23 protein-coding genes and 1 tRNA gene are annotated in these 25,605 nt (G+C 73.7%); 12 read left to right on the top strand and 12 right to left on the bottom strand.

Translation table 11 applies throughout. The annotated features are described in order from the left end of the window. Positions 1 to 2: 2 nt before the first annotated feature. The 4 genes from AAD528_RS12295 to argS all read right to left on the bottom strand — a co-directional run bounded on the left by AAD528_RS12295 (position 3) and on the right by argS (position 5,541). Entirely contained in the window at positions 3 to 1,307 is a 1,305-nt protein-coding gene (locus tag AAD528_RS12295; RefSeq protein ID WP_345752369.1) for a homoserine dehydrogenase, read from the bottom strand. Then, the gene (gene lysA, locus AAD528_RS12290) at positions 1,304 to 2,755 is read right to left on the bottom strand and encodes a diaminopimelate decarboxylase (protein WP_345752368.1); all 1,452 of its coding nucleotides are present in this window, start codon (positions 2,753 to 2,755) and stop codon (positions 1,304 to 1,306) included. The genes AAD528_RS12295 and lysA overlap by 4 nt, the downstream gene beginning before the upstream one ends. 271 nt (positions 2,756 to 3,026) lie before the next feature. Beyond that, entirely contained in the window at positions 3,027 to 3,824 is a 798-nt protein-coding gene (locus AAD528_RS12285) for an LmeA family phospholipid-binding protein (RefSeq protein ID WP_345752367.1), read from the bottom strand. A gap of 49 nt (positions 3,825 to 3,873) precedes the next feature. Next, a complete protein-coding gene (gene argS / locus AAD528_RS12280; RefSeq protein ID WP_345752366.1) occupies positions 3,874 to 5,541 on the bottom strand; it encodes an arginine--tRNA ligase in 1,668 nt (555 codons plus the stop codon). Positions 5,542 to 5,726: 185 nt separating this feature from the next. Between argS and AAD528_RS12275 the strand changes: the two genes are divergently transcribed. Continuing rightward, a complete protein-coding gene (locus tag AAD528_RS12275; protein WP_375339617.1) occupies positions 5,727 to 6,545 on the top strand; it encodes an SGNH/GDSL hydrolase family protein in 819 nt (272 codons plus the stop codon). A gap of 49 nt (positions 6,546 to 6,594) precedes the next feature. Further along, positions 6,595 to 6,670: transfer RNA gene (locus AAD528_RS12270), tRNA-Arg, on the top strand. Between the two features lie 182 nt (positions 6,671 to 6,852). On the opposite strand, the gene AAD528_RS12265 is transcribed toward AAD528_RS12270, so the two are convergent. The 5 genes from AAD528_RS12265 to AAD528_RS12245 all read right to left on the bottom strand — a co-directional run bounded on the left by AAD528_RS12265 (position 6,853) and on the right by AAD528_RS12245 (position 12,830). Beyond that, entirely contained in the window at positions 6,853 to 8,355 is a 1,503-nt protein-coding gene (locus AAD528_RS12265) for a serine/threonine-protein kinase (RefSeq protein ID WP_345752364.1), read from the bottom strand. A 70-nt stretch (positions 8,356 to 8,425) separates the two neighbouring features. After that, positions 8,426 to 10,234 (bottom strand): gamma-glutamyltransferase family protein, encoded by a 1,809-nt coding sequence (locus tag AAD528_RS12260; protein WP_345752363.1) that lies wholly within the window; start codon positions 10,232 to 10,234, stop codon positions 8,426 to 8,428. 19 nt (positions 10,235 to 10,253) lie between these two features. Continuing rightward, positions 10,254 to 11,105, bottom strand: coding sequence for a CPBP family intramembrane glutamic endopeptidase (locus AAD528_RS12255; protein WP_345752362.1), 852 nt, complete (start codon positions 11,103 to 11,105; stop codon positions 10,254 to 10,256). A 1-nt stretch (position 11,106) separates the two neighbouring features. Further along, positions 11,107 to 11,862, bottom strand: coding sequence for a tRNA (guanosine(46)-N7)-methyltransferase TrmB (gene trmB / locus AAD528_RS12250; RefSeq protein ID WP_345752361.1), 756 nt, complete (start codon positions 11,860 to 11,862; stop codon positions 11,107 to 11,109). A 134-nt stretch (positions 11,863 to 11,996) separates the two neighbouring features. Then, on the bottom strand, positions 11,997 to 12,830 hold the full coding sequence (locus AAD528_RS12245; RefSeq protein WP_345752360.1) for a DUF3097 domain-containing protein: 834 nt from the start codon (positions 12,828 to 12,830) through the stop codon (positions 11,997 to 11,999). A gap of 191 nt (positions 12,831 to 13,021) precedes the next feature. Between AAD528_RS12245 and AAD528_RS12240 the strand changes: the two genes are divergently transcribed. The 4 genes from AAD528_RS12240 to AAD528_RS12225 all read left to right on the top strand — a co-directional run bounded on the left by AAD528_RS12240 (position 13,022) and on the right by AAD528_RS12225 (position 17,360). Continuing rightward, positions 13,022 to 15,016, top strand: a complete 1,995-nt coding sequence (locus AAD528_RS12240) for a TPM domain-containing protein (protein ID WP_345752359.1) — start codon at positions 13,022 to 13,024, stop codon at positions 15,014 to 15,016. A 93-nt stretch (positions 15,017 to 15,109) separates the two neighbouring features. Beyond that, positions 15,110 to 15,847 carry a PspA/IM30 family protein gene (locus AAD528_RS12235; protein ID WP_345752358.1) on the top strand — a complete coding sequence of 246 codons (738 nt, stop codon included), beginning with the start codon at positions 15,110 to 15,112 and terminating at the stop codon, positions 15,845 to 15,847. A 215-nt stretch (positions 15,848 to 16,062) separates the two neighbouring features. Beyond that, positions 16,063 to 16,887 carry an arginase family protein gene (locus AAD528_RS12230; protein ID WP_345752357.1) on the top strand — a complete coding sequence of 275 codons (825 nt, stop codon included), beginning with the start codon at positions 16,063 to 16,065 and terminating at the stop codon, positions 16,885 to 16,887. Between the two features lie 80 nt (positions 16,888 to 16,967). Next, entirely contained in the window at positions 16,968 to 17,360 is a 393-nt protein-coding gene (locus tag AAD528_RS12225) for a Fe-S oxidoreductase (protein ID WP_345752456.1), read from the top strand. Between the two features lie 44 nt (positions 17,361 to 17,404). Here the strand turns inward: AAD528_RS12225 and AAD528_RS12220 are convergent, their stop codons facing one another. From AAD528_RS12220 to AAD528_RS12210, 3 genes are all read right to left on the bottom strand, one after another. Continuing rightward, positions 17,405 to 17,887 carry an SIP domain-containing protein gene (locus AAD528_RS12220; RefSeq protein ID WP_345752356.1) on the bottom strand — a complete coding sequence of 161 codons (483 nt, stop codon included), beginning with the start codon at positions 17,885 to 17,887 and terminating at the stop codon, positions 17,405 to 17,407. 69 nt (positions 17,888 to 17,956) lie between these two features. Then, on the bottom strand, positions 17,957 to 18,661 hold the full coding sequence (locus AAD528_RS12215) for a tyrosine-protein phosphatase (protein WP_345752355.1): 705 nt from the start codon (positions 18,659 to 18,661) through the stop codon (positions 17,957 to 17,959). A 10-nt stretch (positions 18,662 to 18,671) separates the two neighbouring features. Beyond that, positions 18,672 to 19,163, bottom strand: coding sequence for a carboxymuconolactone decarboxylase family protein (locus AAD528_RS12210; RefSeq protein ID WP_345752354.1), 492 nt, complete (start codon positions 19,161 to 19,163; stop codon positions 18,672 to 18,674). Positions 19,164 to 19,372: 209 nt separating this feature from the next. Between AAD528_RS12210 and AAD528_RS12205 the strand changes: the two genes are divergently transcribed. Genes AAD528_RS12205 through AAD528_RS12180 form a run of 6 tightly spaced genes read left to right on the top strand, consistent with a single transcriptional unit; the run spans position 19,373 to position 25,405 of the window. Further along, positions 19,373 to 20,422: an alpha/beta fold hydrolase gene (locus AAD528_RS12205; protein ID WP_345752353.1), complete on the top strand. Its 1,050-nt coding sequence runs from the start codon at positions 19,373 to 19,375 to the stop codon at positions 20,420 to 20,422. 53 nt (positions 20,423 to 20,475) lie between these two features. After that, positions 20,476 to 21,993, top strand: coding sequence for an ABC transporter substrate-binding protein (locus AAD528_RS12200; RefSeq protein WP_345752352.1), 1,518 nt, complete (start codon positions 20,476 to 20,478; stop codon positions 21,991 to 21,993). Positions 21,994 to 22,012: 19 nt separating this feature from the next. After that, positions 22,013 to 22,960, top strand: a complete 948-nt coding sequence (locus AAD528_RS12195; protein ID WP_345752351.1) for an ABC transporter permease — start codon at positions 22,013 to 22,015, stop codon at positions 22,958 to 22,960. After that, positions 22,960 to 23,841 carry an ABC transporter permease gene (locus AAD528_RS12190; protein ID WP_345752350.1) on the top strand — a complete coding sequence of 294 codons (882 nt, stop codon included), beginning with the start codon at positions 22,960 to 22,962 and terminating at the stop codon, positions 23,839 to 23,841. Before AAD528_RS12195 ends, AAD528_RS12190 begins: the two co-directional genes overlap by 1 nt. Continuing rightward, positions 23,838 to 24,620: an ABC transporter ATP-binding protein gene (locus AAD528_RS12185; RefSeq protein ID WP_345752349.1), complete on the top strand. Its 783-nt coding sequence runs from the start codon at positions 23,838 to 23,840 to the stop codon at positions 24,618 to 24,620. Before AAD528_RS12190 ends, AAD528_RS12185 begins: the two co-directional genes overlap by 4 nt. Then, positions 24,617 to 25,405: an ABC transporter ATP-binding protein gene (locus AAD528_RS12180; protein WP_345752348.1), complete on the top strand. Its 789-nt coding sequence runs from the start codon at positions 24,617 to 24,619 to the stop codon at positions 25,403 to 25,405. The genes AAD528_RS12185 and AAD528_RS12180 overlap by 4 nt, the downstream gene beginning before the upstream one ends. The last annotated feature ends 200 nt before the right edge of the window (positions 25,406 to 25,605 follow it).

The following is a 25,605-nucleotide window of genomic DNA, read 5'->3' as shown; positions in this document are numbered from 1 at the left end:
CGTCACTCCCCTTCCACGCGCAGCACGGACACCACGCGCTCGACGACGTCGCTCGCGGCGAGGCGCGCGACCGTGTCGCTCAGCGCCTGCTCGCGCGCGCGGTGGGTGCCGATCACGATGTGCGCGCGCCCCTCGGCGTCGCTCGACGGCGCCTGCTCGACCGTCGCGACCGAGACGCCGCCTTCGCTCACGATGTTCGCGACGCGCGCGAGCACGCCCGGCTCGTCGGCGACCTCGAGCGTGACCTGGTAGCGCGTGAAGATGCGGCCGATCGGCGCGGTCGGCAGGCTCTGGCGGGGTGCCTCGCCCACGCCGACGCCGCCCGCGATGTGGCGGCGGGCGGCCGAGACGACGTCGCCCATGACGGCCGACGCGGTCTGCAGCCCGCCGGCGCCCGCACCGTAGAACATCAGGTCGCCCGCGGCGGCCGCCTCGACGAACACGGCGTTGTTGCCGCCGTGCACGCTGGCGAGCGGGTGCTCGCGGCTGATCAGCGCGGGGTACACCCGCACCGAGATCGACTCGGCGCCGTCCTCCTCGAGTCGCTCGCACACCGCGAGCAGCTTGATCGTGAAGCCCGCGCGGCGCGCGCCGTCGATCATGTCCGCCGTGACGTTCTCGATGCCCTCGCGGTGCACGTCGGCCAGCGACACGTGCGTGTGGAACGCGAGGCTCGCGAGGATCGCGGCCTTCTGCGCGGCGTCGTGGCCCTCGAGGTCGAGAGTCGGGTCGGCCTCGAGGTAGCCGAGCTCGGTCGCGATCCGCTGCGCCTCGTCGGCGGACAGGCCCTCGCGATCCATCTTGTCGAGGATGAAGTTGGTCGATCCGTTGACGATGCCGAAGATCCGCCGGATCCGGTCGCCCGCGAGCGAGTCCTTGAGCGGCCGGATGATCGGGATCGCGCCTGCCACGGCCGCCTCGTACGAGACGGACGCGCCGAGCTGATCCGCCGCGTCGAAGATCTCGGCGCCGTGCGTGGCGAGCAGCGCCTTGTTGCCGGTCACGACGTCGGCGCCGGAGTTCAGCGCCGCGAGGATGTGCGTGCGGGCCGGCTCGATGCCGCCCATCAGCTCGATCACGATGTCCGCGCCCACGATGAGGCCCTCGGCGTCCGTCGTCAGCAGCTCGCGCGGCAGGTCGACGTCGCGCGGCGCGTCGACGTCGCGCACCGCGATGCCGGCCAGCTCCAGGTCGGCGCCGGTGCGCTCGGCGAGCTCGGACGCCTGCGACAGCAGCAGGTTCGCGACCTGCGACCCGACGGATCCGGCGCCCAGCAGCGCGACCCGGAGGCGGCGGTGATCGATCATTCTTCTCCCTCGCCGGCGCGCACGGCGGGCACCGGATCGATGCCGGCATCGCGCGCGAGCAGATCCTCGATCCGCTCGCCCCGCACGATGATCCGGGCGCGTCCGTCCGAGACCGCCACGACGGGCGGGCGCGGAACGTGGTTGTAGTTGCTCGCCAGCGGGGCGCAGTACGCGCCGGTCGCCGGCACGGCGAGCAGGTCGCCGGGCGTCACGTCGCCCGGCAGGTACTCGTGATCGACCACGACGTCGCCCGACTCGCAGTGCAGCCCGACGACGCGGCTGAGCACGGGCGCGTCGGTGCCCTCGCGCGACGCGAGGCGCGCGGAGTACTGCGCGCCGTACAGCGCGGGGCGGGCGTTGTCGCTCATGCCGCCGTCGACGCTCACATAGCGGCGCTCGCCCTCGCCGACCGTCACGGTCTTCGTCGTGCCCACCTCGTAGAGGGTGACGCCGGGCGTGCCGACGATCGAGCGGCCGGGCTCGAACGCGAGCACGGGCAGGTCGATGCCGCGCACGGCGCACTCGTCGGCGACGGCGTCGACGATGCCGCTCGCGAGCTCCGCGATCGGGGTCGGGGTGTCGGCGCGCGTGTACGCGATGCCGAAGCCGCCGCCGAGGTTCAGGACGGGGTCCTCGCCCAGGATGCCCGCCTCGAGCAGGCGGGCGTGCAGCTCGAGCACGCGCGACGCCGACTCGCGGAATCCGCCCGTGCCGAAGATCTGCGAGCCGATGTGGCAGTGCAGGCCCGCGAGGTCCACGAGCGGCAGCTCGTGGACCCGCTCCGCCGCGCGCTCGGCGGCCTCGAGCGTGAAGCCGAACTTCTGGTCCTCGTGCGCCGTGGCGAGGAAGCTGTGGGTCTCGGCGTGCACGCCGCTGTTGACGCGGATCAGCACGCTCTGGCGGCGATCCAGGCGCTCGGTGATGGCCGCGAGGCGCTCGATCTCGATCTCGGAGTCGACGATGATCGTGCCGATGCCGGCCTCGACGGCCCGCTCCAGCTCGAACACGCGCTTGTTGTTGCCGTGGAAGCCGATGCGCGCGGGCGGCACATCCGCCGCGAGCGCGACGGCGAGCTCGCCCGCCGAGCACACGTCGACGTTCAGCCCCGCGTCGATCATCCAGCGCGCGACCTCGGTGCTGAGGAACGCCTTGCCCGCGTAGTAGACGCGCGCCCGGCCGCCGTGGCGCGCGGCCGCGTCGCCGAATGCGGCGAGCGCGCCGCGGGCGCGGGCGCGCACCTCGTCCTCGTCGAGCACGAGCACCGGCGTGCCGAACTCGCGCGCCAGCTCGGGCGCGGGGATTCCGGCGATCACGAGGGCGCCGTCGCCGGCGCGGTGCGCGGAGGCGGGCCACACCCCCGCGGCCAGGTCGTTCGGGTCGTCGGGCTCGGCGAGCCAGTCGGGCGCGAGGGCCCTGCTCTGTTCCGGAGCAGTTGCGTCGTCGTGCACGGATCACCTTCGGGGATGGGGGATTCCGCCTGCGCGGGATGCTCACGCGCCGCGGGTGCCCCCGAGTCTAGGGCACCCGCGCGGCGTCTCCCGACGCGTCGTGACCGCCCACGATGACCAACGCCACCACCCCCGCGGAGGAGATCTGCCGGATTGAGGACGATCCGGGATCCGGATCTCCTCTGTTGCGGATATCTCCTCCGCTGAGGTTGGCAGATTGCGCGATCGCCCCGGCCCGGGGGCCGCCGCCGTGCGGGCGGAATCCGGCGGGTCAGCCGCAGGTGCCGGGCTGCTGGAGCGCCGGATCCGTGAGCATCCCCTCCGCGAGGGTCACCTCGGCGACGAGCTGGTCGCCGACGACCGACACGTCGGCCAGCGACAGGCCGGCCGGGAGGCGATCCGCGATGCACACGGTCGCGGGCTCCGGGGGCATCCCGATCACGGCCGCGAGCTGGTCGAGCCCCAGCTCGACGTCGCCGAGCCGAGCCTTCGTGGGCGTGAACGTCAGGCCGCCTTCCGCGGCGCCCGGGGTCAGCGCCAGGGAGACGGGGACCTGTGCGCCGAGCACCGGGAACTCGTTCGACAGCACGATGTCGGGCTCGTCGAGCGACAGCGCCGCGCTGGCCAGCACGCCCGGCTGCCGCGACTGCGCGAAGAGCTGCTCCACCGTGGCGGCGTCGATCCACAGCCGTCCCGTGCCTGGACCGCCGTCGACGCCGTCCCGCACGGGCACGCGCGTCAGCTCGACGTCCGCGTCCGCCGTCATGTCCCCGATCGGCACGTCGTCGCTCGACAGACTCACCACGTCGAGCGCACCGCCCGCCAGCTGCGCCAGCACGATCCCCTCCAGGCCGACGTCGACCGGATGATCCGCGGGCATGCCGAGCGCCTGTACGACGTTCTGGCGCACCTGATCCCGCACGACCGCGCGCGCGATGAACTCGGCGGCCACCGCGGCGGCGGCCACGATGATCAGGATCGCGATCAGCGCGATCCAGCCGCGTCGCCGGCGCCGGCGAGGAGCCGGCGTCTGCGGGGTCGGGGTCGGTATCGGTGCAGTCACGGCCATCGGATCTCCTCCGGTCTTGTCGCTGCCCCAGGTCTCGCCCGGCGGTCGGTCACATGCGCTCCGGAGCCGTCACCCCGAGCAGGCCGAGGCCGTTGCGCAGCACCTGGCCCGTGGCGTCGTTCAGCCACAGGCGCGTGCGGTGGACGAGCTCGACCGGGGCGTCGCCGAGCGGCGTCACGCGGCAGTTGTCGTACCAGCGGTGGTACAGGCCCGCGAGCTCCTCGAGGTAGCGCGCGACGCGGTGCGGCTCGCGCACCTCGGCCGCGAAGGCCACGACGCGCGGGAACTCCTGCAGCGCGCCCAGCAGCGCCGCCTCGGTCTCGTGCGTGAGCAGCTCGGGCGCGAACTCCGAGCGGTCCACGCCCGCGTCGATCGCGTTGCGGCCGACGTTGTGCGTGCGGGCGTGCGCGTACTGCACGTAGAAGACCGGGTTGTCGTTCGTGCGCTTCTGGAGGAGTTCGGGGTCGAGGTCGAGGGGCGAGTCCGCGGGAGAACGGCCAAGCGAGTAGCGCAGCGCATCCGTGCCGACCCACTCGATGATGTCGTCCATCTCGATGATGTTGCCCGCACGCTTGGACAGGCGAGCGCCGTTGATCGACACCATCTGGCCGATCAGCACCTCGATGTTCTTCTCGGGGTCCTCACCCGCGGCGCCGGCGAGCGCCTTAAGGCGGTGCACATAGCCGTGGTGGTCCGCGCCGAGCAGATAGATCTTGTCTGCCCAGCCGCGATCGCTCTTGCTGAGGTAGTACGCCGCATCGGCGGCGAAGTACGTGTACTCGCCGTTCGAGCGGCGGATGACGCGGTCCTTGTCGTCGCCGAAGTCGGTCGTGCGCACCCAGATCGCGTCGTCCTCGTCGAACACGTGGCCCTGCTCGCGCAGGCGGTCGACGGCCTGGTCGATCAGGCTCGGCGCACCGTCCCGGCCCGGCTCGTGCAGCGTGCGCTCCGAGAACCACTCGTCGAAGCGCACGTTGAACGACTCGAGCGACGCCTGGATCTCGGCGAGCTGCAACGGGTAGGCGAGGTCGCGGGCGAGCGCGATCTGCTCGTCCGCCGGCAGCGACAGGATGTCCGGGCGCTCGGCGAGCACCTTGCGGCCCAGCTCGTCGATGTACTCGCCGGCGTAGCCGCCGTCCGGCTTCTCCTCGCCCTTGAGCGAGGCGATGATCGAGGCACCGAAGCGCTCCATCTGCGCGCCGGCGTCATTGATGTAGTACTCGCGAGCCACGGTCGCGCCGCTGAAGGCCAGCAGGCGCGCGATCGCGTCGCCCAGCGCCGCCCAACGCGTGTGCGCGATGTGCAGCGGCCCGGTCGGGTTGGCGCTGACGAACTCGAGGTTGATCGTGTTGCCGGCCTGCGAGTCGTTGCGGCCGTAGTCGTCGCCCGCGTCGACGATCGTCTTCGCAAGCGCGCCGGCGGCGCCCGCCTCCAGGCGGATGTTGATGAATCCGGGGCCGGCCACCTCGACGCTCGCGACGCCGTCGGTCGCGGCGAGGCCGTCCGCGAACTCCTGCGCGAGCTCGCGCGGGTTCGTGCCGAGGCGCTTGGCGAGCTTCATCGCCAGATTCGTCGCCCAGTCGCCGTGGTCGCGGTTCCTCGGGCGCTCCAGCGTGACGTCGGCGGCCGTCAGCTCCAGCGCCTCCTCGGGGCGACGTCGTGCGGCGATGGGCGTGACGACGGCGAGCAGGGCGGAGGCGAGGGCATCGGGGTTCATGGCCCTTCGAGTCTAGGGCGGCGGGTGCGCACGGCGTGTCGGCGGTCGCCCAGCTTTCCCACGCCCACACGGCCCCCGCGGGAGCGCCATTCGACGGGCCGGATGGGAACGGTTCCACCGGTGTTCGGGAACGATGTGCGTCACGTGTCGTCATGCATTCAGCCGGATCGCTTACCCTACTTCGCATGGCGTCCGTGACACGTCCCAGTCGCACCGCCGTCGCCCTGCTCATCACCGTGTTCGTCGCGGTGCTCGCTGCCGTGGCGGCGGGGGCGCTTCGCCCTTGGGCGACGCCCGTGGCGCCGGTCGATCAGGCGGCCGCCGCCGAGCCCGTGCTCACTCCCCCCGCGATCCGCCTCCCCGCCGATCCGGACGTCCTCGTCTTCGGCGACTCGTGGACCTACGGCTCCGCGGCCACGCCGATCCGTCGCGGCTACGCCTATGTGCTCGCCGAGCTCATCGGCGGCCGGACCGTCGTCGACGGCGGCCGAGGCAGCGGCTACCTGCGACCGGGCGTCGACCGTCCCGACTTCGGCACCCGCATCGCGGCGCTCGATCCGACGGCGCACTACGACCTGATCATCCTGCAGGGCTCGATCAACGACCGCCGCGAGCCCGAGGCGGGCTATCGCGCGGCTGTGACGGCGGCATGGGACGCGCTCGCGGCGATCTATCCCGACACGCCCGTCGTGGTCCTGGGACCCGCACCGCAGGTGCTGCCGATCGAGACGGCGACGGCCCGCATCGACCGCGATCTCGCCTCGCTCGCGGCCGACCGGCAGTGGTGGTACATCTCGCCGATCCAGGAGGACTGGATCACGTCGCAGAACTACGCGGCCGTGATCGACACGAGCGACTTCGGCCGCGACCACCCCTCGGTCGGGGGCCACGCCTACCTGGCCGACCGCCTCGCGCAGGCGCTGTCGAAGATCACGGATCCGGTCACGAGCCTCGAGGCGTCGCAGGACGGCGCGGCCGAGCCCGCCTCGCCCGCGCTTCCCTGACGCGCCGCGGCGGGAGCACCCGCCTCCGGCTGATATCCTCGATCCGTATGCGCCCGTAGCTCAGTGGATAGAGCACTGGCTTCCGGTGCCAGGTGTCGGGGGTTCGAATCCCTTCGGGCGCACCACGCGAGAGGGCCGTCCCCCAGGGGGCGGCCCTCTCGCCGTGTCCGGGCGCCGCGGCGTCACGCGGCCGGCGGACGAACCGGCGGGCAGGGAAGAAGGGCCGCACCGATCGGTGCGGCCCTTCTCGGCTCAGCGAGCCTGAGGCGTCAGAGCCCCCTCCCGTCCCAGTGGAGGGGGCGCGCTCTCAGCCTGCGCCGTGACCTGTGCCCGACGTCCCCACGTCGGACCTCCCATTCCCGTTCCCATTCCCATGGGTCTTGTCGCCCGCTCCGGCGTCGGCGGGGGCGCCCTGGCCCCTTCCCGCCGAGCCGCTCGGGCCTTGGCTCTGTGATCCGCCCTGGCTCTGCGACGCGCCCTGGTTCCCGGCCGTCTGCGTCCCCGTGGTCGTCGCGCCCTGCTGCACGGCCGCGTCGGCCGGTGCGGGCGCGGCCGGCGCCGGCGCGGCGGGCTCCGACGTGTCGGACGCGCGATCCACGATGCGCGTCTCCAGCTGGCGTCCGCTCGTCGCGGCGTGCTCGAGACCCGCCGTGGCGACGCCGCTCCAGATGCCGGCGGCGATGACCGCGGCTCCGGCGCCGGCCACGATCGCCCGCCCCATCAGCGTGCGGCGCGCACGGTGCCGCCGACGGCGGCGCGAGCGCAGCGCGTGCTCGACCGGGATGACCCGCGTCGCATCCTCGACCGGCGCGGCGGCGGTGACCGGCGGCTCGGTGACCATCGGCCCTGGGGTCGGCGGCGCCGCGGCGGGCGGCTCCGAGACGAGTGGCACGGCGGCCTCGGTGGGCACGTCCTGCGGCGCGGCATCCGGCGTCGTCAGCTCGCGGGCGCGCTCGGCGACCTCCAGCGCGGTCGGCCGCGCGGCCGGATCCGGCGCGGTCATGGCGGTCAGCAGCGAGCGCCAGCCGTAGCCGAAGCCCGCGGGAACCTCGGGCGGCGTGTGCAGTCGCGCGATGGCCGCCTCGATCGGCGTGGTCTGCGGGAACGCGCGGCGGCCGGTCAGCGCCTCCATGAGCACCAGGCCGAGCGCGTAGATGTCCGAGGCGGGCGAGGGCTGCGCGCCGCGCGCCTGCTCGGGCGAGAAGTACGCGGCGGTGCCGACGGCCATGCCGGGCGTCGTCATCCGGGCGGTGTCCATCAGGTAGGCGATGCCGAAGTCGGCGAGCGTGGCCCGGAACGGCCGGCCGTAGGACGAGCGCAGCAGCACGTTGGGCGGCTTGATGTCCCGGTGGATCACGCCGCCCGCGTGCACGGCGTGCAGCGCCTCGCCCAGGTCGGCGGCGACGTGCGCGACGTGGTGCGGCGCCATCGGGCCGCGGGCGATCCAGTCGGCCAGCGTGCCGCCGTCGACGTACTCCATGACGAGGTAGCCGGACCCGTCCTCGAGCGTATCCGCGTCGTAGAGCGTCACGAGCGAGGGGTGGCTGAGCGAGGCCAGCAGGCGCGTCTCCGACTCGCGGCGCGCGCGGTCCGCCTCATCCGTCGCCGCGGCGGGGAACATCTTGATCGCGACGGTGCGCCCGAGGAGCTCGTCGGTGGCGCGGTACACCCGTCCCATCCCACCCTGTCCGACGAGCTCCCCGAGCTTGTAGCGATCCCCCAGCAGACCACTCCCTGCGGCATGACCCGCGTCCACACCTGCGGTCGGGAACGCCCCCGGTCCCGCCTCGCAGATGCTCGCTGATGTCATGAGACAAGGATGCCGCGCGCGGCGATTTTGCCCCGAAGGCTTGACTCCGGGACGGACATGGAATATGCGATCAGCGCCCGACCGCGTAGCCCTGCGCGCCGCGGGGATTGGCGGCGGCTGCGAGCAGCCCCGTCGCGGGATCGCGCGTCACGGCGGACAGTCGCCCGAGCGCCCATGCCCCGGCCCGCGTCACCGCGTGTCCGCGCGCCTCGAGGGCCGCGATCACCCCCTCGCCCAGCCGGTCCTCGACCACCGCCCCGGCGGGCGTCCACGTGCGCGGCCAGAACGACCCGTGCATCGAGGTCGTGTGCAGGGCGGGCGCGTCGATCGCCTGCTGCGGCGTGTACCCGCCCACGAGCACGCGCAGCAGCATCAGCAGCTGCCACTGGTCCTGCTGATCGCCGCCCGGCGATCCGAGCGCCAGGACCGGATGGCCGTCGCGCAGCACGAGCGTGGGAGTGAGCGTCGTGCGGGGCCGGCGGCCCGGGCGCAGGCGCGACGGCGACGCGTCGTCGAGCCAGGACATCTGCAGGCGCGTGCCGAGGCAGAAGCCGAGGGCCGGGATCTCGGGCGAAGACTGCAGCCAGCCGCCCGACGGGGTCGCCGACACGATGTTGCCCCAGCGGTCGACGACGTCGAGGTGGCACGTGTCGCCGCGCGTGACGCCCGCGGCATCGGTCTCGAGACCGTCGACCTGCACGGTCGGCTCCCCCACGCCGCCGACGCCCGGCTGGTGCTCCTCGCGCAGGATCGGCAGGTGCGGCGCGGGCCGGCCGGGGACCGTGCCGGGCCGCACCTCGCGCGATGCGGTGGCGCCGATCAGCGCCCGGCGCTGCGCGGCGTACTCCTCGGAGAGCAGGTGCGCGAGCGCATCCGGGTCCACGTCCTCGCCGTACCAGGCGTCGCGATCCGCCATCGCCAGCTTCAGCGCCTCGAGGATCGTGTGCGCGCCGAGCTCGGTGGAAGGGTCCAGGTGCGCGTCGTCGAAGCCGTCCAGGATGCGCAGCGCCTGCAGCAGCACCGGTCCCTGCCCCCACGGTCCGGTCTTCGCGACCGTGTGCCCGCGGAACTCGATCGAGACGGCGGGCTCGTACGAGGCCGCGAACGCCGCGACGTCGGCGGCCGTGAGGACGCCCGCGTGGTCGGCGCCGTCCGAGTGGCGGTGCGGCGCGCGCACGAACTCCTCGGCCGCCTGGCCGACGCGCTCGCGCCACAGCGTGCGCGCGGCGTCGATGCCCGCCGCGCGGTCGGGGCCCGCGCCCGCGGCGGCGAGGTCCTGCAGCAGGGCTCCGTAGGTGCGCGAGAAGACGATCTCGCCGGCGTCGGGGATCCTGCCGTCCGGCATCCAGCGTTCCGCCGACGTGGGCCAGTGGTCCCGGAACAGGTCCTCGACCTGCGCGATCGTCCGGCGGACGCCGCCCAGGATCGGATGCCCGCCCAGGGCGTAGTCGATGGCGTACGCGAGGACGTCGCCCAGGGCCCACGTGCCGTGGTCCCGCAGCAGCAGGAGCCAGGCGTCGACCGCGCCCGGGACGGCCGCGGCGAGCGCGCCGGCACCCGGCACGAGGTCGAGGCCCTCGGCGCGGAGGCGCGCGATGGTCGCCCCCTGCGGCGCGGGTCCCTGTCCCATCAGGACGACCGGGGTCGGATCCTGCGCCGTCGCGAACACGGCGGTCAGGTCGCCGCCCGGCCCGTTCAGGTGCGGCTCCACCACGTGCAGCACGAAGGCCCCGGCGACCGCCGCGTCGAACGCGTTGCCGCCCCGTTCGAGCACCGCCTGCGCACTGGCGCTCGCGAGCCAGTGCGTCGAGGCCGCCATCCCGAAGCGGCCCCGCAGATCGGGGCGGGTCAGGTGAGCGGGCGGCGGTGTGAAGCTCATCGCCCCAGTCAAGCAGGGCTCAGACCAGGAACAGCCCGTCGAGCAGGCCGGGGTTGTGTCCGTGCACGAGCACCGCGAACACCACCGCGTCGAACAGCAGGTGCACCGTCACGACGTACGCCAGCGAGCGCGTGCGCAGGAAGATCAGGCCCTGCAGCAGCGCGAACGGGATCGTCAGGATGGGCCCCCACGCGCGGTATCCGAGCTCCCACAGGAACGACACGAACACGATCGCCTGCAGCGGATTGGCGGCCAGATCCGGCAGATGCCGGCGCAGCAGCGCGAAGACCGTGCAGATGAAGAACAGCTCGTCCCAGATGCCGACCGCGCCGACGCCGACGAACAGCCGCGCGATCAGATCCGGCGTGTCGACGACCGGCCAGTTCAGGTAGACGCCGCTCGAGATGAAGTAGAACGGCAGGATCAGCCAGCCGAGCGCCAGCACGGCCGCGAGCCAGCCCCACTGCAGCCGTCCCCACCGCCCCCCGCCCCGCCACGGGAACCGCACCGCGTGGTCGCGGAAGACGAAGCGCGAGATCACGTACGGCACCGCGACCGCGCCCCCGAGCACGAGGCCGAACCGCACCATCGACCAGTTGTCGAGTCGCGCCTCGAGCGACATCGAGCTGATCAGCAGCAGCCCGAGCGCGATCAGCGACAGGTCGCGCGTGAGCCCGGTCTCGCGCCGGAGCCCATCCGGATCCCGCCGATCCGCGACGACCGCGACCGCGAGACCGGCGGCGAGCAGGATCGCGCCCAGCCACCAGAGCTCCAGCACGAAGAACGCGGGAGCCGACAGGCACACCGGCAGCGCCCCGGACAGGACGACCGGATCGATCCGGCTCGGCCGGTCCGTCGCGTGCGGGTCCATGTCAGCCGCGCGTCACGCGCCGGTAGGTCAGGTCGCGGATGTCGCGCCCCTTGTTCAGGCCCTTGCGCTCGAACGCCGTCATGACGCGGCCGTCGAAGCGCGGCGCCCAGTCGCCGTCGAAGGCCCGCTCGAACTCGGGCTCGGCGTCGAGCACCTCGCGCATCTGCAGCGCGTAGTCCTCCCAGTCGGTCGCGAGCCGCAGCAGGCCGCCGCCCTCGTCCGCACCGTCGCGCAGCGCGCGGCCGGCGATCGCGCCGAAGCCCTCCTTGACCAGGCGGCGCTTGTTGTGGCGGCTCTTGTGCCACGGGTCCGGGAAGAACACCCACACCTCGTCGGCGGATCCCTCGGGCAGCAGCGTCTCGAGCACCTCGGGCGCGTTCGCCTCGACCAGCCGCAGGTTCCGCACGCCCGCGCGATCCGCGTCGAGCATGGTGCGGGCGAGCCCGGCGCGGAAGACCTCGACCGCGAGGAAGTCGCGATCCGGATGCGCGGACGCCGCGGCGACTATCGCGTGCCCCTGCCCCGATCCGATCTCCACGGTCAGCGGCGCCTCGCGGCCGTACACGTCCGCGGGCACGAGCCGGGCGCCCGGGTGCACAGATGTCGAGGCGACATCGCGCGGCACGTCGAACGCGTAGAACGGCGACAGCTCGCTCCACGCGCGCTCCTGCGCCTCGGACATCCGCCCGCTCCGCCGCACGAACGACACCGGCTTCGTGCGGTAGGTCGGCTCGTGCTCAGGCTGTTCTTCGGGCATCCCCCAAGCGTAGGCGGCGCCCGTCGCCCCGCCCGTGCGATCCGTCGGGTCCGCGGTGCGGACGTCGTGCCCTGCGGCCGACACGCGCGCATCCGCCCCGCCGCCCCGTCACACCGAACCGGATGGCGGCCGCGCTACGGCGACGTGACGAAGTCGATCAGCTCCTCGACGCGGCCGAGCAGGGTCGGCTCGATATCGCGGAAGGTCGTGACCTTCGACAGGATGTGCTGCCACGCGCGGGCGGTGTCGGCCTGCTCGGTGTGCGGCCAGCCGAGGCGGCGGCACACGCCCTTCTTCCACTCCTCGCCCTTGGGCACCGTCGGCCACGCGGGGATGCCCACCGCGGAGGGCCTGACGCACTGCCAGACGTCGATGAACGGATGCCCCACGATCAGCAGGTGCCGCCCGTGCGGGCCCCGCTCGATCTGCTGGGTGATCCGCTGCTCCTTCGAGCCGGGCACGAGGTGATCGACCAGCACGCCGTACCGGCGATCCGGTCCGGGAGGCTCGTCGCGCAGCAGCTCGGCCAGCCGGTCGACGCCCTCCAGGAACTCCACCGCCACGCCCTCGACGCGGAGGTCGGCGCCCCACACCTTCTCGACGAGCTCGGCGTCGTGCTTGCCCTCGACCAGGATCCGGTGCGGCAGCGCGACGCGGGCGCGCCGGTCCTCGGCGACGAAGGACCCGGACGCCGTGCGCCGGCGTCCCCGGGGCGGCGCCTGCGGCACCACCAGCTCGACCGGCTCGCCGTCGATCAGGAACCCCCGCCCGAGCGGGAAGATCCGGCGGCGCCCCCTGTAGTCCTCGAGTTCGACCGTGCCGGCCTCGCGGCGGGTGATGGCGCCGCAGAATCCGTCCCCCGCGACCTCGACCACGAGGTCGATCTCGGCGGGCACCTTCGCGACGTGAGTCGCGCCGCGCTCGCGCCATCCGGATGCGAGCACGTCCGTGCCGTAGCGATCGTCCATGGGCGTCCTCCTGTGGTGCCGGCGACGCCCCAGCCTACGTTCCCCGCCGCGCCCGGCCGCCGCGCGACGCGCGTTCCGATCTGTCCGCGGGAGGCGAACATCCGCGCCCTTCTGCGCATGCCGCGCGGTGCATAGGATCGTGACCGACCACCACCGGCTCCGACCGGGAGGCGGTCGGGAGGGGAGGCGCGATGCGAGCGCGGGGAACGACGGCGTTGCGGGGGCTCGCGGCCCTGGGGCTCGTCGCGGCATCGATGCTCGCGGCCCTGCCGGCCTCGGCCGAGGAGCCCGTGACGCTCGGCAGCCGATTCGTGCACGACGGCTCCGACGTGCTGAGCGATGCGGAGGAGGCGAGCGCGCAGCAGCGGCTCGCGCAGCTCTCCGCCGACGCCGACCTCGACCTGTGGGTCGTGTTCGTCGCGGACTTCGAGAACCCGACGGATCGCGTCGCGTGGGCGGATGACACGGCGATCCTGAACGGGCTCGGCCAAGACCAGTACCTGCTCGCGGTCGCGACCGAGGGCCGGCAGTTCTCCATCTCCTCGCCGGAGGGCGGGTCGGTCCCGGAGGACCGGCTCGTCGCGATCGAGGGCGACGTCGGCGACGCGCTCGGTCGGGACGACTGGGCGGGCGCGATCGACGCGGCGACGGCCGGCTTCGGCGGATCCGGAGCGGGCGCCGGCGGCTCGGCCATGCCGTGGGTGATCGGCGGCCTGGGCGTCGCGGCGATCGGCGGCACGGCCTGGGCGCTCACCCGCCGGCGCCGTGGCTCGACGGCGGGCACGGCCGAGGCCGGCCCGACCGCAGCGGAGCTCGCGCAGCGGGCATCCTCGGCCCTCGTCGCGACGGACGACGCGGTGCGCGCGAGCGAGCAGGAGCTCGGCTTCGCGGTCGCGCAGTTCGGGACGGAGGCGACGGGCGAGTTCGAGAGGACGCTGCAGGACGCGAAGGCGAGCCTCGCGCAGGCCTTCGAGCTCAAGCAGCGCCTGGACGACGGCGAGAAGGACACCGAGCAGGAGGTCCGCGCCTGGAACGCCGAGATCATCCGGCTGTGCGAGGCGGCGTCGACCGCGCTCGCCGACAAGCAGGCGGCCTTCGCCGAGCTGCGCCGCATCGAGCAGGACGCCCCCGCCGCGCTGGCCGAGGCGCAGCGCCGGCGCGCGGCCGCCGAGGGCGCGGCCCCGCGCACGGCCGAGGCGCTCGCGCAGCTGCAGGGACGGTACGCCCCCGGGGCGCTCGCCACCGTGGCGGACAACGCGTCGCAGGTCGAGGCGCGGCTCGCGTTCGCGGACGAGCAGCTCGCCCGCGCGCAGCAGCAGATCGACGCGGGGGACGGCGGCGAGGCGGCCGTGTCGATCCGCGGCGCCGAGCAGGCGGTCGCGCAGGCCGGTGCGCTAGAGAAGGCCGCGACGGATCTCGGCGCGACGCTCGCGGCGGCTGAGCAGCAGGCGGCGGCGCTCGTCGCCGACCTGGAGCAGGATCTCGCCCGCGCGCGCACGCTGCCCGCGACGGGCGACGTCGCCGCGGCGGTCGCCGCGACCGAGCAGGCCGTCGCGCTGGCGCGGCAGAACCTGTCGGGCGAGGCCCGCAGCCCGCAGGGGCTGCTCGAGGCGCTGCAGCAGGCGAACGCGCAGATCGACGGCGTCGTGGGCAGCGCGCAGCGCGCGCAGCAGATGCTGGGGCAGACGCTGCTGCAGGCCCGCAGCCAGGTGACGGGCGCCGAGGAGTTCATCGCCTCGCGCCGCGGGGTCGTCGGCGCCGACGCGCGCACGCGCCTCGCGGAGGCGGGCGCCGAGCTCGCGCGCGCCGAGGCGCTGCAGGCGGCGGACCCCGCCCAGGCGCTGCAGCGTGCCCAGCGCTCGCTGCAGCTCGCGACCGAGGCGAGCCGGCTCGCGCAGGCCGACGTCCAGTCGGCCGACTGGGGCGGCGGCATGGGCGGCGGCCTCGGCGGCATGCTGGGCGGCGGTCGCGGCGGCGGCATGGTCGACGGGCTCGTGGGCGGACTCATCGGCGGCCTGATCAGCGGAGGCCTGAGCGGCGGATCCTCGCGCTCCGGATCGAGCGGCTGGGGCGGAAGCGTCGGCGGCGGTCTCGGCGGCATGCTCGGCGGCGGGGGCGGGCGCGCCTCGCGCGGCGGCGGCTTCGGCGGCGGCCGCAGCGGACGCCGGGGCGGAGGCCGGTTCTGACCTCGCTCGCCTCTCCCCCGCGGGGGCGCCGCTCCTAGACTCACCCTGAGCCCATTGTCCAACGCAGAACCCACGCCAGACGAAAGGCACATCATGGCAAAGCAGTCCATCTTCGGGCGCATCTCGACGCTCATGAAGGCGAACATCAACGCCCTCCTCGACCAGGCCGAGGACCCGGAGAAGATGCTCGACCAGCTGGTGCGCGACTACACCAACAACATCGCCGACGCGGAGGCCGCGATCGCCGAGACCATCGGCAACCTGCGCCTGCTCGAGCGGGACCACGCCGAGGACAAGCAGGCCGCGACCGAGTGGGGCAACAAGGCGCTCGCCGCGAGCCGCAAGGCCGACGAGCTGCGCGCCTCGGGCGACACCGTCGACGCCGACAAGTTCGACAACCTCGCCAAGGTCGCGCTGCAGCGGCAGATCTCGGCCGAGAACGAGGTCAGGACCACGGCCCCGCAGCTCGCCGCCCAGAACGAGGTCGTCGAGAAGCTCAAGGCCGGCCTGAACGGCATGAAGGGCAAGCTCGAGCAGCTGCGCGCCAAGCGCAGCGAGCTGCTGGCCCGCCAGAAGACGGCGGAGGCGCAGTCGAAGGTCGTCGACGCCGTGAAGTCGATCGACGTGCTCGACCCGACCAGCGAGCTCGGCCGCTTCGAGGACAAGGTGCGCCGCGTCGAGGCGCGCGCCGCGGGCCAGCAGGAGCTCGCCGCATCGAGCCTCGACGCCCAGTTCGAGAGCCTCGACGACCTCGGCGAGCTCACCGAGGTCGAGGCCCGCCTGGCCGAGCTCAAGTCCGGCGGCCAGCCCCAGGGCCAGCTCGGCAGTTAGCTCGCTCACGCCCGCGCCATCCGCTCGGGCACGGGGGCCGGGCTCGTGACGTGCACGTCCGTGAGCTCGACCCCCGTGCGAGCGAAGCGAGCGTGCCCCGGATGGGGCCCGCGGCGCGAAGCGCCGCCGGCGATGGAGCGAAGCGACAGCGTCCTCGCTCGCCAGGGCGCCGCCTGCGGCCCCGCAGCGTGCGAGACGAAGAAAAGGAGATCCCCATGGCTCGGTTCGTCGTGGTGCCGCAGTGGCAGGGGTCGCCGTCGTCGCGCGCGATGGCGCACATCGACGGCGCGGAGGCGATCGCGGGCGACCTGCCTCGCTCGGCCTGCACGTTCGTGGAGGTGCCGCTCGAGGCGGGAGAGCCCCTCGGCACCGGCGTGCTGCGCGCGAGCGCCCTCATCCGCACGCGCGACGCGCTCACCGCGGCCCTGGATGACGTGCCGACGCCCGCGATCGTGATCGGCGGCGACTGCTCGGTGTCGGTCGGGGCCATCGGCCACGCGGTGGCGCGGGGGGAGGGGCCGCTCGCCGTGGTGTGGTTCGACGCGCACGCCGATCTGCACACGCCCGACACGTCCCCCAGCGGCGCGTACGCCGGCATGGCCCTGCGCGCGGTGCTGGGCGACGGCGCCGCAGAGCTGGTGCCGAGCGGCGGCGCCGTCGCGCCCCGCCAGGTGGTGCTCGCCGGCGTGCGGATGCTCGATCCCGAGGAGGACGAGCTGCTGGCCGACTCCGATCTGACCTCGCTCACGCCGTCCGACCTGGCCGACCCCGAGGCGCTCGCCGACGCGGTCGCGGCGACGGGCGCGAGCCGCGTGTACATCCACGTCGACCTCGACGTTCTCGACCCCGCCGAGATCACCGGCGTCTCCTCGCCCGAGCCCTTCGGCGTCACGCCCGCCGCGCTGGTCGCGGCGATCGCCGCCGTGCGCGCCCGGCTGCCCCTCGCGGGCGCCACGGTCGCGGGTTTCACGCCGCAGACGCCGGGCGCGGCGGTCGAGGACCTCGGCGCGATCCTGCGCGTCATCGGGGCGCTCGCGTGACGGCGGATCTCGCGGCGCGCCACCCGCACGCGGCCCTCGCGGCGCTGCCGACGACGATCCGGAGGCGGGCGGAGCGCGCGCTGCGCGTCGGCGACCGGATCGACCGGCTCATCCCCGGGTTCCTGCTCGACTCCCCCGCCAGCCTCCTCGGCTACGCGTGGGGCACGGCGGTGGGCTGGGTGTGGGGATCGCTGTGGAGCACCGGCGCCGTCGAGCGGCGCGCGGGCCTGTGGGTGTTCCGGGGGCTGCCCTCATGGGCGTTCCCGCGCGGCGGGGTGTGCGTGGGCGGCTGCTTCCTCACGGGCGACGCCGCGGTGACCGACCGACTGCTCGCGCACGAGGCCGTGCACCGCGCGCAGTGGCGCCGCTACGGCTTCCTGATGCCGCTGCTGTACCTGCTCGCGGGCCGCGACGCGCTGCGCAACCGCTTCGAGATCGCCGCGGGCCTGCGCACCGGCGGCTACGTCCGCTGACCGCAGCCGCCGGAAGCGTGCGTGCGAGAAGCGCGCGAGATGCTTCAGCCGAACAGGCCGAAGCGCTCGGGGGCGTGGATGCGCTCGGGCGCGACGCCCAGGCGGTCCGTGAGGTGATCGGCGATGTCGGCCGTGCCGAGGTAGCCGCCGAGCAGATCGATGCGCGTCTGGTCGTCCTCGCTGCACATCATCTCGTCGGCCCAGGCGGTCACGGCACGCGTCAGCGCGGCACCCGCGGCGCACGAGCGGCCGGTGCCGGGGTCGCCGGTGCGGGCCGAGCGGTCCAGCCACGTGACGACCATGCGGGGCGGGGCGGCGAGGTCGGACACCCAGCGCGCGTCGGGCACTTCGACGAACACTCGGCCGGTCGAGCAGATCGGCAGCGTCGCGAGGAGCAGCTCGAGATCCACGAGCGACTGCTCGTCGGCGGTCACGAGGTGCTGCACGCGCGTGTGACGCGCGGCACGGCACGCGGACGCGCTGTGCGCGGTGCGGACGCTCTGGGTGCGCTCATCGACGGTCGACATGATGCCGACAGTCTACGCTCCTTTTGAGGGTTGCCTTACCTCACTCCGACCGCTGAGCGGGATGGGGCGTCAGTCCTCCACGAGGACGGCGCGCAGACGGTCCAGCTCGCCCTGGGTCATGCCGTGCGCACGCAGGAACCCGGCCGCGGAGCCGTGTTCCGCGCGCAGCTGGTCCAGCACGCCGCGCATCGCGGGCGCGGGCGACTTCGTCGCGAGCTCCTCCAGGTGCTTCGCGTCCGGAAACGCGGCGCGGATCCGCGCGAGGGTCCTGTCGCCGCGCCACGCGGGCAGATTCTGCTCGGTGAGCGCGTAGTCCGCCACGACCGCGTCCTCGTCCACGCCCGCCGCCGCGAGCGCCAGCGCGACCGTGAGACCCGTGCGGTCCTTGCCCACCGTGCAGTGCACCACGACCGGCTGCGCGTCGAGGATCCCGCGGATCGCCGTCACGAGCCGGTCGCCCGAGCGCTCGAGCAGCGCCCGGTACATCTCGACGAGCGAGATGTCCTCGATGAAGAACGACGTCACGGATCCGAGGAACAGCGGCACGCGCATCATCTCCACATCGCCGACGCGGCTCGGGGCGTGGGCGACCTCGTCATCCGAGCGCAGGTCGATGACCCGGCGCACACCGAGGGCGCGGAACGCGGCGCCGCCGACCTCGTCGACCGCCGCGAGGTTGCCCGAGCGATAGAGCACCCCGGATCGCGTCCGCCCGCCTCCCGCGGGCAGGCCGCCGATGTCGCGGAAGTTGACGGCGCCGGGGATGAGGCTCACGCCGCCGCCCTCACGCCTGGCCGGCCGGCGCGGACTCGTCGCCCTCGCGCGGGGGCACCGGGTACTTGCCGGCGATCACGACGCGGTTGAAGGCGTTGATCGAGACCGACAGCCAGCTGACGCCCAGGTACTCCGACTCGCTGAGCACGGCGCCGACCCGGTCGTAGACGTCGTCCGGGATGCCGGCGCGGTGGATGAAGGTGTGCGCCTCCGCCAGCTCGAGCGCCGCGCGCTCGCGCTCGCTGAACACGCCCGACTCGCGCCACACGGGCAGCTGCGCGAGGTCGTCGTACGTGATGCCCGCGGCGAGCGCCCGGTCGGAGTGGATGCGCGCGCAGTAGGCGCAGCCGTTCAGCTGGGAGCAGTGCAGCAGCACGAGCTCCTTGAGCCGGTCGTCCACGCCGTTGTCGCGGGCGATGCGTCCCACCTCACGCGAGAACGCGTCGAGCGCCTTGTAGGCGGTCGGCTCCGATTTCGACAGGTGCACGCGAAGCTGGGCCATGCTGACACCCTATCGAGCGCATGTGACGCACGCCGCGAAAGGCCTCCGGACCAGGATGCCCGCTCATTCCGCAGATTATTCATCAGATACGCGGCTCTGACGCTTCTCAAGCGTGCATGTTGATCCACGATTTCCCCGCTCTGTGAGAACAGCGGCACAATGGGACGCACCCGGCGACCGCCGCGTCCCCATCGACTGGAAGCACCTCCGTGACCGAGAACCCCGCCGCCGCGCCCGCGGCCGACGCCCGCGACGAGTTCTCCTACCTTCCCGGGCAGGCCGAGCGCCTCGGCGCCGCCCTGCCGCCCGCGCGGCGTCTGCACCTGGAGCTGTCCGACGGCCGCACTCTCAGCGCCGTCCGGCTCGGGAACGGGAGCCCGCGCGTCGTGCTGCTGCACGGCGCGGGGCTCAACGCACACACCTGGGACACCACCGCGCTCGCGCTCGGTGCGCCCGTGCTGGCACTGGATCTCCCCGGCCACGGCGACTCCTCCTGGCGGGACGACGCCGACTACCGGCCGCGCACGCTCGCCCCCGACGTCATCCGCGCGATCGAGGAGTGGACGGATGCGCCCGTCGTGCTCGTCGGCCACTCCCTCGGCGGCCTCACCGCCGCCGCGGTCGCCGCGCAGCGCGGAGACCTCGTCGCGGCGCTCGAGCTCGTGGACATCACCCCGGGCGCGGCCGGCGGCAGCGGATCGGCCGAGCTGCGCCGCTTCTACGAGGAGACCGTGTTCGACTCGCGCGAGGCCGTCGTCGAGCGCGCCACCGCGTTCGGCCTGGGCGGAGCGCCCGAGGACACCCGCCGCGGCGTCTTCCACAACACGCGCGTGCGCGAGGACGGGCGCGTCGAGTGGAAGCACCACTTCGCCCGCCTCGCGCAGCAGGCGCTGGCCGCGCCGGCAGAGCCGGCCGCGGGCGCGACCGCTCCCCTGGTCGACCGCTCCGGCTGGGACGACCTCGCCGCCGTCGCGGCACCCGTCACGCTCGTGCGCGGCACGCGCGGCTTCGTGGACGAGGCCGCGGCGGACGACTTCGCGCGGCGACTGCCCGCCGCGACCGTCGTCACGCTCGACGCGCCGCACAACGTGCAGGAGGTCGCGCCCGTCCCGCTCGCCGCCCTCATCGCGGCCCGCCTGAACGCGTCCGACACCGCGCAGCGCGTGCCGTACGCCACGCAGGCCCTCCGGCTTCCCCCGAATCCCGCGGCCGCCGCGCCCGAGGGCGCCGCACCCGACCCGAACGCGGACACGCCCTGACCGGCGATCCGCCCGGCGCCGCCACCCGCGACGCCCGCTCCGAAAGGACACCCATGCACCGTCTCCCCACCCGCCACCCGCGCCGCGTCGCCGTCGCGGGCCTCGCCGTGGCCGCCGTCGCCCTCGCCGGCTGCACGCCGTCGCCGGCGGAGGAGCCCACGGGCGAGCCCGACCCCGACGCGACCCTGCGCGTCGGTCTCGTGCTCGAGCCGGGCAACCTCGACATCCGCCACACGTCGGGCGCCGCGCTCGAGCAGATCCTGATCGACAACGTGTACGAGGGCCTCGTGACGCGCGACTCGCTCAACGAGATCACGCCGTCGCTCGCGGAGGACTACGAGGTCTCGCCCGACGGCCTCACCTACACCTTCACGATCCCCGAGGGCGTCACCTTCCACGGCGGCGGCGAGCTCACGGCCTCGGATGTCGTCGCGAGCTACAACGCGGTGCGCAACGACGAGTCGATCATCGGCCACGCGCAGATGGCGCACGTGACCGCGGTGGACGCGCCCGACGAGCGCACGGTCGTCCTGACGCTCGACCAGCCCGACCAGAACCTGCTGTTCTCGCTCACGGGCCCCGCCGGCCTGGTGTTCGACGAGGGCGACGAGACCGACCTGAAGACCGACGCCAACGGCACCGGCCCGTTCACGCTGGAGAACTGGACGCAGGGCGACGGCATCACCCTCGCACGCTTCGACGACTACTGGTCGGACCCGGCGGGGGTCGGATCGGTCGAGGTCAGCTACATCCCCGACTACACCGCGGGCGTGAACGCGGCCCTCGACGGCAGCCTCGACGTGCTCACGGCCGTGCTGCCCGAGCTGTCGCCGCAGCTCGACGGCCAGAACGGCTTCACGCTGGCGCGCGGCAAGACCACCGACAAGGCCACGCTGGCGTTCAACAACCAGCGGGCCCCGCTCGACGACGCGCGTGTGCGCGAGGCGCTGCGCCTCGCGATCGACCACGACGCGCTGGTCGAGGCGGTCGGCGCGGGCACCACGCAGTTCGGCCCGATCCCGGCACTCGACCCGGGCTACGAGGACCTGTCCGACGTCGTGCAGTTCGATCCGGATCGCGCCAGGCAGCTGCTCGCCGAGGCCGGCGAGGAGAACCTGTCGCTCACGCTCACGATCCCGTCGTTCTACGGCACGACCGTGTCGACGTACCTCGTCTCGGCGTTCAACGACATCGGCGTCGACCTCGAGGTCGACCCGGTGGAGTTCCCCACCTGGCTGCAGGACGTCTACACCAACAAGGACTACGAGCTGAGCTTCGTGCTGCACGTCGAGCCGCGCGACTTCGCCAACTGGGCGAACCCCGACTACTACTTCGGCTACGACAGCGCCGAGGTGCAGGAGCTGTACGCCGAGGCGATGGCGACGGTCGACCCCGACGACTCCGCGGCGCTGCTCGCGCAGGCGGCGCGCATCGTGTCGGAGGACCACGCGGCGGACTGGCTGTACACGGTCGAGACGATCACGGCGCTCGGCACGGGGGTGGCGGGCTTCCCCACGGACTCGACCAACTCGCGCATCGACCTGTCGGCCGTCACGCTCGCGACCGAGTGATCCCGGAGCGCCCGCACCCGTGATCCGGTATGCGCTCACGCGCCTGGTCCTCCTCGCGGTGGGCCTGCTCGTGGCGAGCGCGCTGATCTTCACGGTGCTGCGGGTGCTGCCCGGCGACGTCGCGCAGATGATCGCCGGAACGCAGGGGTCCCCGGATCAGGTGGGCCGGATCCGCGAGCAGCTCGGCCTGGACCGCCCGCTGATCGGGCAGTACCTCGCGTGGATCGGCGGCGTCGCGCGCGGCGACCTCGGCGCGTCCCTGCTGACGGGGTCGCCCGTCGCGGATCAGCTGTGGGAGAAGGCGCGGGTCACGGTGCCGCTCGGCATCCTGTCGATGCTCGTCGCGCTGCTGATCGCCGTGCCCTTCGGCGTGCTCTCGGCCCTGCGGCGCGGCCGCGCGGACGGCACGGCCCTCAGCGTGGTGTCGCAGGGGCTCGCCGCCGTGCCCGTGGTGTGGGCGGGCATGATGCTCGTCGTGCTGTTCGCGGTCGTGCTGGGCTGGCTGCCGGCGCAGGGCTTCCCCCGCTCGGGCTGGCGCACGCCGGATCTCGCGCTGCGGTCGCTGATCCTGCCGGCGCTCACGATCGGCATCGTCGAGGGCGCCATGCTGCTGCGGTTCGTCCGCAGCGCGACGCTGCAGGCCATCGGGCAGGACTTCGTCCGCACGGGCGCCGCCAAGGGGCTCACCCGCACGCAGGCGCTCATCCGGCACGGTCTGCCGTCGGTCGGCCTGTCGATCGTGACCGTGATGGGCCTGCAGGTGGCGGGAATCGTCGTGGGTGCGGTCGTGATCGAGCTCGTGTTCAACCTGCCCGGGATCGGCCGGATGCTCGCCACGGACGTCGGATCGCGCGACCTCGTGATGGTGCAGGGCGAGCTGCTGGTGCTGACCGGGTTCGTGCTGATGATCGGCTTCGTCGTCGACCTCGTGCACCACGCGATCGACCCCCGGCAGCGGGAGGCCTGATGCAGACGCTCGCGCGCCTGTGGCGCCTGTCCACCGGACGATTCGGCCTGATCGTGATGGCCCTCGTCGGCCTCACGGCGCTCGTGTCGCTGTTCTGGACGCCGTTCGATCCGAAGTCCGTCGACATCGCCGCCCGCTGGGGCCTGCCCGGATGGCCGCACGTGCTCGGCACGGACGGCACGGGACGCGACATCCTGAGCCTCGTGATGGCGGGCGCCCGTACGACGGTGTTCGTCGCGTTCGGCGCGGGCGTCGTGTCGACCGCCGTCGGCATCCTGCTCGCCGCGGCAGGCGCCCTCACCCCGCGGTGGACGCGCGAGGCGGTCGCGGTGCTGATCGACATCCTGATCGCGTTCCCCGTGCTGCTGATCGCGATGATGATCTCGTCGGTGTGGGGCGGGTCGCTGTGGGTCGTGGTGTGGTCGGTCGGGATCGGCTTCGGCGTGAGCATCGCGCGCGTCACGCGCCCAGAGCTCCGCCGCGTGCGCGGCAGCGACTACGTGCTCGCGGGGCGCGCCGCGGGTCTGACCGCGCTGCAGAACCTGCGCGTGCACCTGCTGCCGAACGTCGCTCCCGTGTTCATCGTGCAGCTGTCGTGGTCGATGGCCGTGGCCGTGCTCGCCGAGGCGGGCCTGTCGTACCTGGGCTTCGGCGCGTCCGTGACCGAGCCGTCGTGGGGCCTGCTGCTGTCCGAGCTGCAGCAGTACCTGCAGATCCACCCGCTGTCCGTGGTGTGGCCCGGCCTCGCGATCACGCTCACCGTGCTGGCGCTCAACCTGCTGGGCGACGCGCTGCGCGAGGCGACCGACCCGAGCCTGCGCGGCCGACACGCGCCGGGGCCCAAGGCCATCGCCCACGCCGCGCCGGGGGTGGTCGCGTGACGCTCGAGGTGCGGGATCTCGCGATCGAGATCGGCGGCCGTCGCGTCGTCGACGGCGTCTCGTTCACCGTGCCGGACGGCGCGCGAGTGGGCCTGATCGGGGAGTCCGGATCGGGCAAGTCGCTCACGGCGCTCGCGATCCTGGGCCTGCTCCCTGAGGAGGCGACCGCGAGCGGCAGCATCCGCTGGAACGGGCGCGAGCTGATCGGCCTGCCCGACCGCGAGCTCGCGACGCTGCGCGGCGACGAGATCGGCATGGTCTTCCAGGAGCCGCAGACCGCGCTGAACCCGATCCGCACGGTGGGGCGGCAGATCGCCGAGTCGGTGCGGATCCACCACGACGTCTCGCGCGCGGAGGCCCGGCGCGTGGCGGTGGCCGAGGCCCGGCGCGTGGCGCTGCCGGACCCGGAGACGATCGTGCGCCGCTACCCGCACCAGCTCTCGGGCGGTCAGCGGCAGCGCGTGGCGATCGCGATGGCGCTCGCGTGCGAGCCGCGCCTGCTCATCGCGGACGAGCCCACGACCGCCCTCGACGTCACGATCCAGGCCGAGATCCTGCAGCTGCTTCTCGGGCTCGTCGAGTCGGGCGGCATGTCGCTCGTCTTCATCACGCACGACCTCGCGGTGCTGTCGCAGGTCGCGACGCACGGCGTCGTGCTCGAGGACGGCCGCGTGGTCGAGGAGGGCGCGGTGGCGCGGCTGCTGTCGGCTCCGGATCATCCCGTGACGCAGGGCCTGCTGCGCGACGCGACCGCCACGCTCTGGAAGCCGGGGACATGACCGCTCCCCTGATCTCCGCGCGCGGCGTGAGCCGCCGCTACGCCCTCCCCCGCGAGCACCCGTTCGCGCGCCGGCGCGAGAACGTCGCGCTCGCGCCCACCGACCTCGACGTGGCCGCGGGCTCCGCGCTCGGCGTGATCGGCGAGTCGGGCTCGGGGAAGTCGACGCTGATCCGGCTGCTGCTGGGGCTCGACCGTCCCACGACCGGCGCGGTCGAGTTCGACGGCCGCCCCGTCGACGCGACGGCCTCGGCGCGGGCGCTGCACTGGCTGCGTCGCGACACCGGCATCGTGTTCCAGGATCCGTACGCCTCGCTGGATCCGCGGATGACCATCGGACGCATCGTCGCCGAGCCGCTGTGGGCGCTCGGGATCGAGGGCGATCACGCCGCGCGCGTGCGGGAGGTCCTCGCGGACGTGGGTCTGGACCCCGACATGGCCGCACGCCACCCGCACGAGTTCTCCGGCGGCCAGCGGCAGCGCGTGGCGCTGGCGCGGGCGATCGCGCACCGCCCGCGCGTGCTCGTGGGCGACGAGCCGCTGTCGGCGCTCGACGTGACGGTGCGCGCGCAGATCCTCGAGCTGCTGGCGGGCCTGCGCGAGCGCGACGGCCTGACACTCGTCCTGGTCTCCCACGACATCGGCGTCGTGCAGAGCCTGTGCGACGCGGTCGCCGTCATGAAGGACGGCGAGGTCGTGGAGCACGGCGCCACGTCCGACGTGCTCCTGCGCCCGCGGCACGCGTACACCCGCCGCCTGCTCGCCGCGATCCCCACGATCGGCTGACCGCCCCGCCCGCGCGGGTGATCCGGGATGCCGGGATGCGCCGCGCTCTTCGACGGACCTTCACGGGTCGTTCACCTTCGGGCCACCGCGGGTCAACGCGAATGGGCGGTGGCGCTCCTATGTTGCCGGAGTCGGCCGCACAGCATGACTGATTCCCGGGCCGGCGTCCCCGCTGCATCTCACATACCCGGAAGGTACTC

This window comes from Microbacterium rhizophilum (assembly GCF_039605615.1).
In the GTDB taxonomy this organism is placed as follows: Bacteria; Actinomycetota; Actinomycetes; order Actinomycetales; family Microbacteriaceae; genus Microbacterium; species Microbacterium rhizophilus.
The sequence above is the reverse complement of the archived record's forward strand: the minus strand, read 5'-3'. Positions and strand labels throughout refer to the sequence as shown.

Bases quoted from the DNA above. Each gene is read 5' to 3' on its own strand.
- AAD528_RS12295 (WP_345752369.1), bottom strand. From the start codon at position 1,307: ATGATCGATCACCGCCGCCTCCGGGTCGCGCTGCTGGGCGCCGGATCC.
- AAD528_RS12285 (WP_345752367.1), bottom strand. From the start codon at position 3,824: ATGGCCGTGACTGCACCGATACCGACCCCGACCCCGCAGACGCCGGCT.
- argS (WP_345752366.1), bottom strand. From the start codon at position 5,541: ATGAACCCCGATGCCCTCGCCTCCGCCCTGCTCGCCGTCGTCACGCCC.
- AAD528_RS12275 (WP_375339617.1), top strand. From the start codon at position 5,727: ATGGCGTCCGTGACACGTCCCAGTCGCACCGCCGTCGCCCTGCTCATC.
- AAD528_RS12265 (WP_345752364.1), bottom strand. From the start codon at position 8,355: ATGACATCAGCGAGCATCTGCGAGGCGGGACCGGGGGCGTTCCCGACC.
- AAD528_RS12260 (WP_345752363.1), bottom strand. From the start codon at position 10,234: ATGAGCTTCACACCGCCGCCCGCTCACCTGACCCGCCCCGATCTGCGG.
- AAD528_RS12255 (WP_345752362.1), bottom strand. From the start codon at position 11,105: ATGGACCCGCACGCGACGGACCGGCCGAGCCGGATCGATCCGGTCGTC.
- trmB (WP_345752361.1), bottom strand. From the start codon at position 11,862: ATGCCCGAAGAACAGCCTGAGCACGAGCCGACCTACCGCACGAAGCCG.
- AAD528_RS12245 (WP_345752360.1), bottom strand. From the start codon at position 12,830: ATGGACGATCGCTACGGCACGGACGTGCTCGCATCCGGATGGCGCGAG.
- AAD528_RS12240 (WP_345752359.1), top strand. From the start codon at position 13,022: ATGCGAGCGCGGGGAACGACGGCGTTGCGGGGGCTCGCGGCCCTGGGG.
- AAD528_RS12235 (WP_345752358.1), top strand. From the start codon at position 15,110: ATGGCAAAGCAGTCCATCTTCGGGCGCATCTCGACGCTCATGAAGGCG.
- AAD528_RS12230 (WP_345752357.1), top strand. From the start codon at position 16,063: ATGGCTCGGTTCGTCGTGGTGCCGCAGTGGCAGGGGTCGCCGTCGTCG.
- AAD528_RS12220 (WP_345752356.1), bottom strand. From the start codon at position 17,887: ATGTCGACCGTCGATGAGCGCACCCAGAGCGTCCGCACCGCGCACAGC.
- AAD528_RS12210 (WP_345752354.1), bottom strand. From the start codon at position 19,163: ATGGCCCAGCTTCGCGTGCACCTGTCGAAATCGGAGCCGACCGCCTAC.
- AAD528_RS12200 (WP_345752352.1), top strand. From the start codon at position 20,476: ATGCACCGTCTCCCCACCCGCCACCCGCGCCGCGTCGCCGTCGCGGGC.
- AAD528_RS12190 (WP_345752350.1), top strand. From the start codon at position 22,960: ATGCAGACGCTCGCGCGCCTGTGGCGCCTGTCCACCGGACGATTCGGC.
- AAD528_RS12180 (WP_345752348.1), top strand. From the start codon at position 24,617: ATGACCGCTCCCCTGATCTCCGCGCGCGGCGTGAGCCGCCGCTACGCC.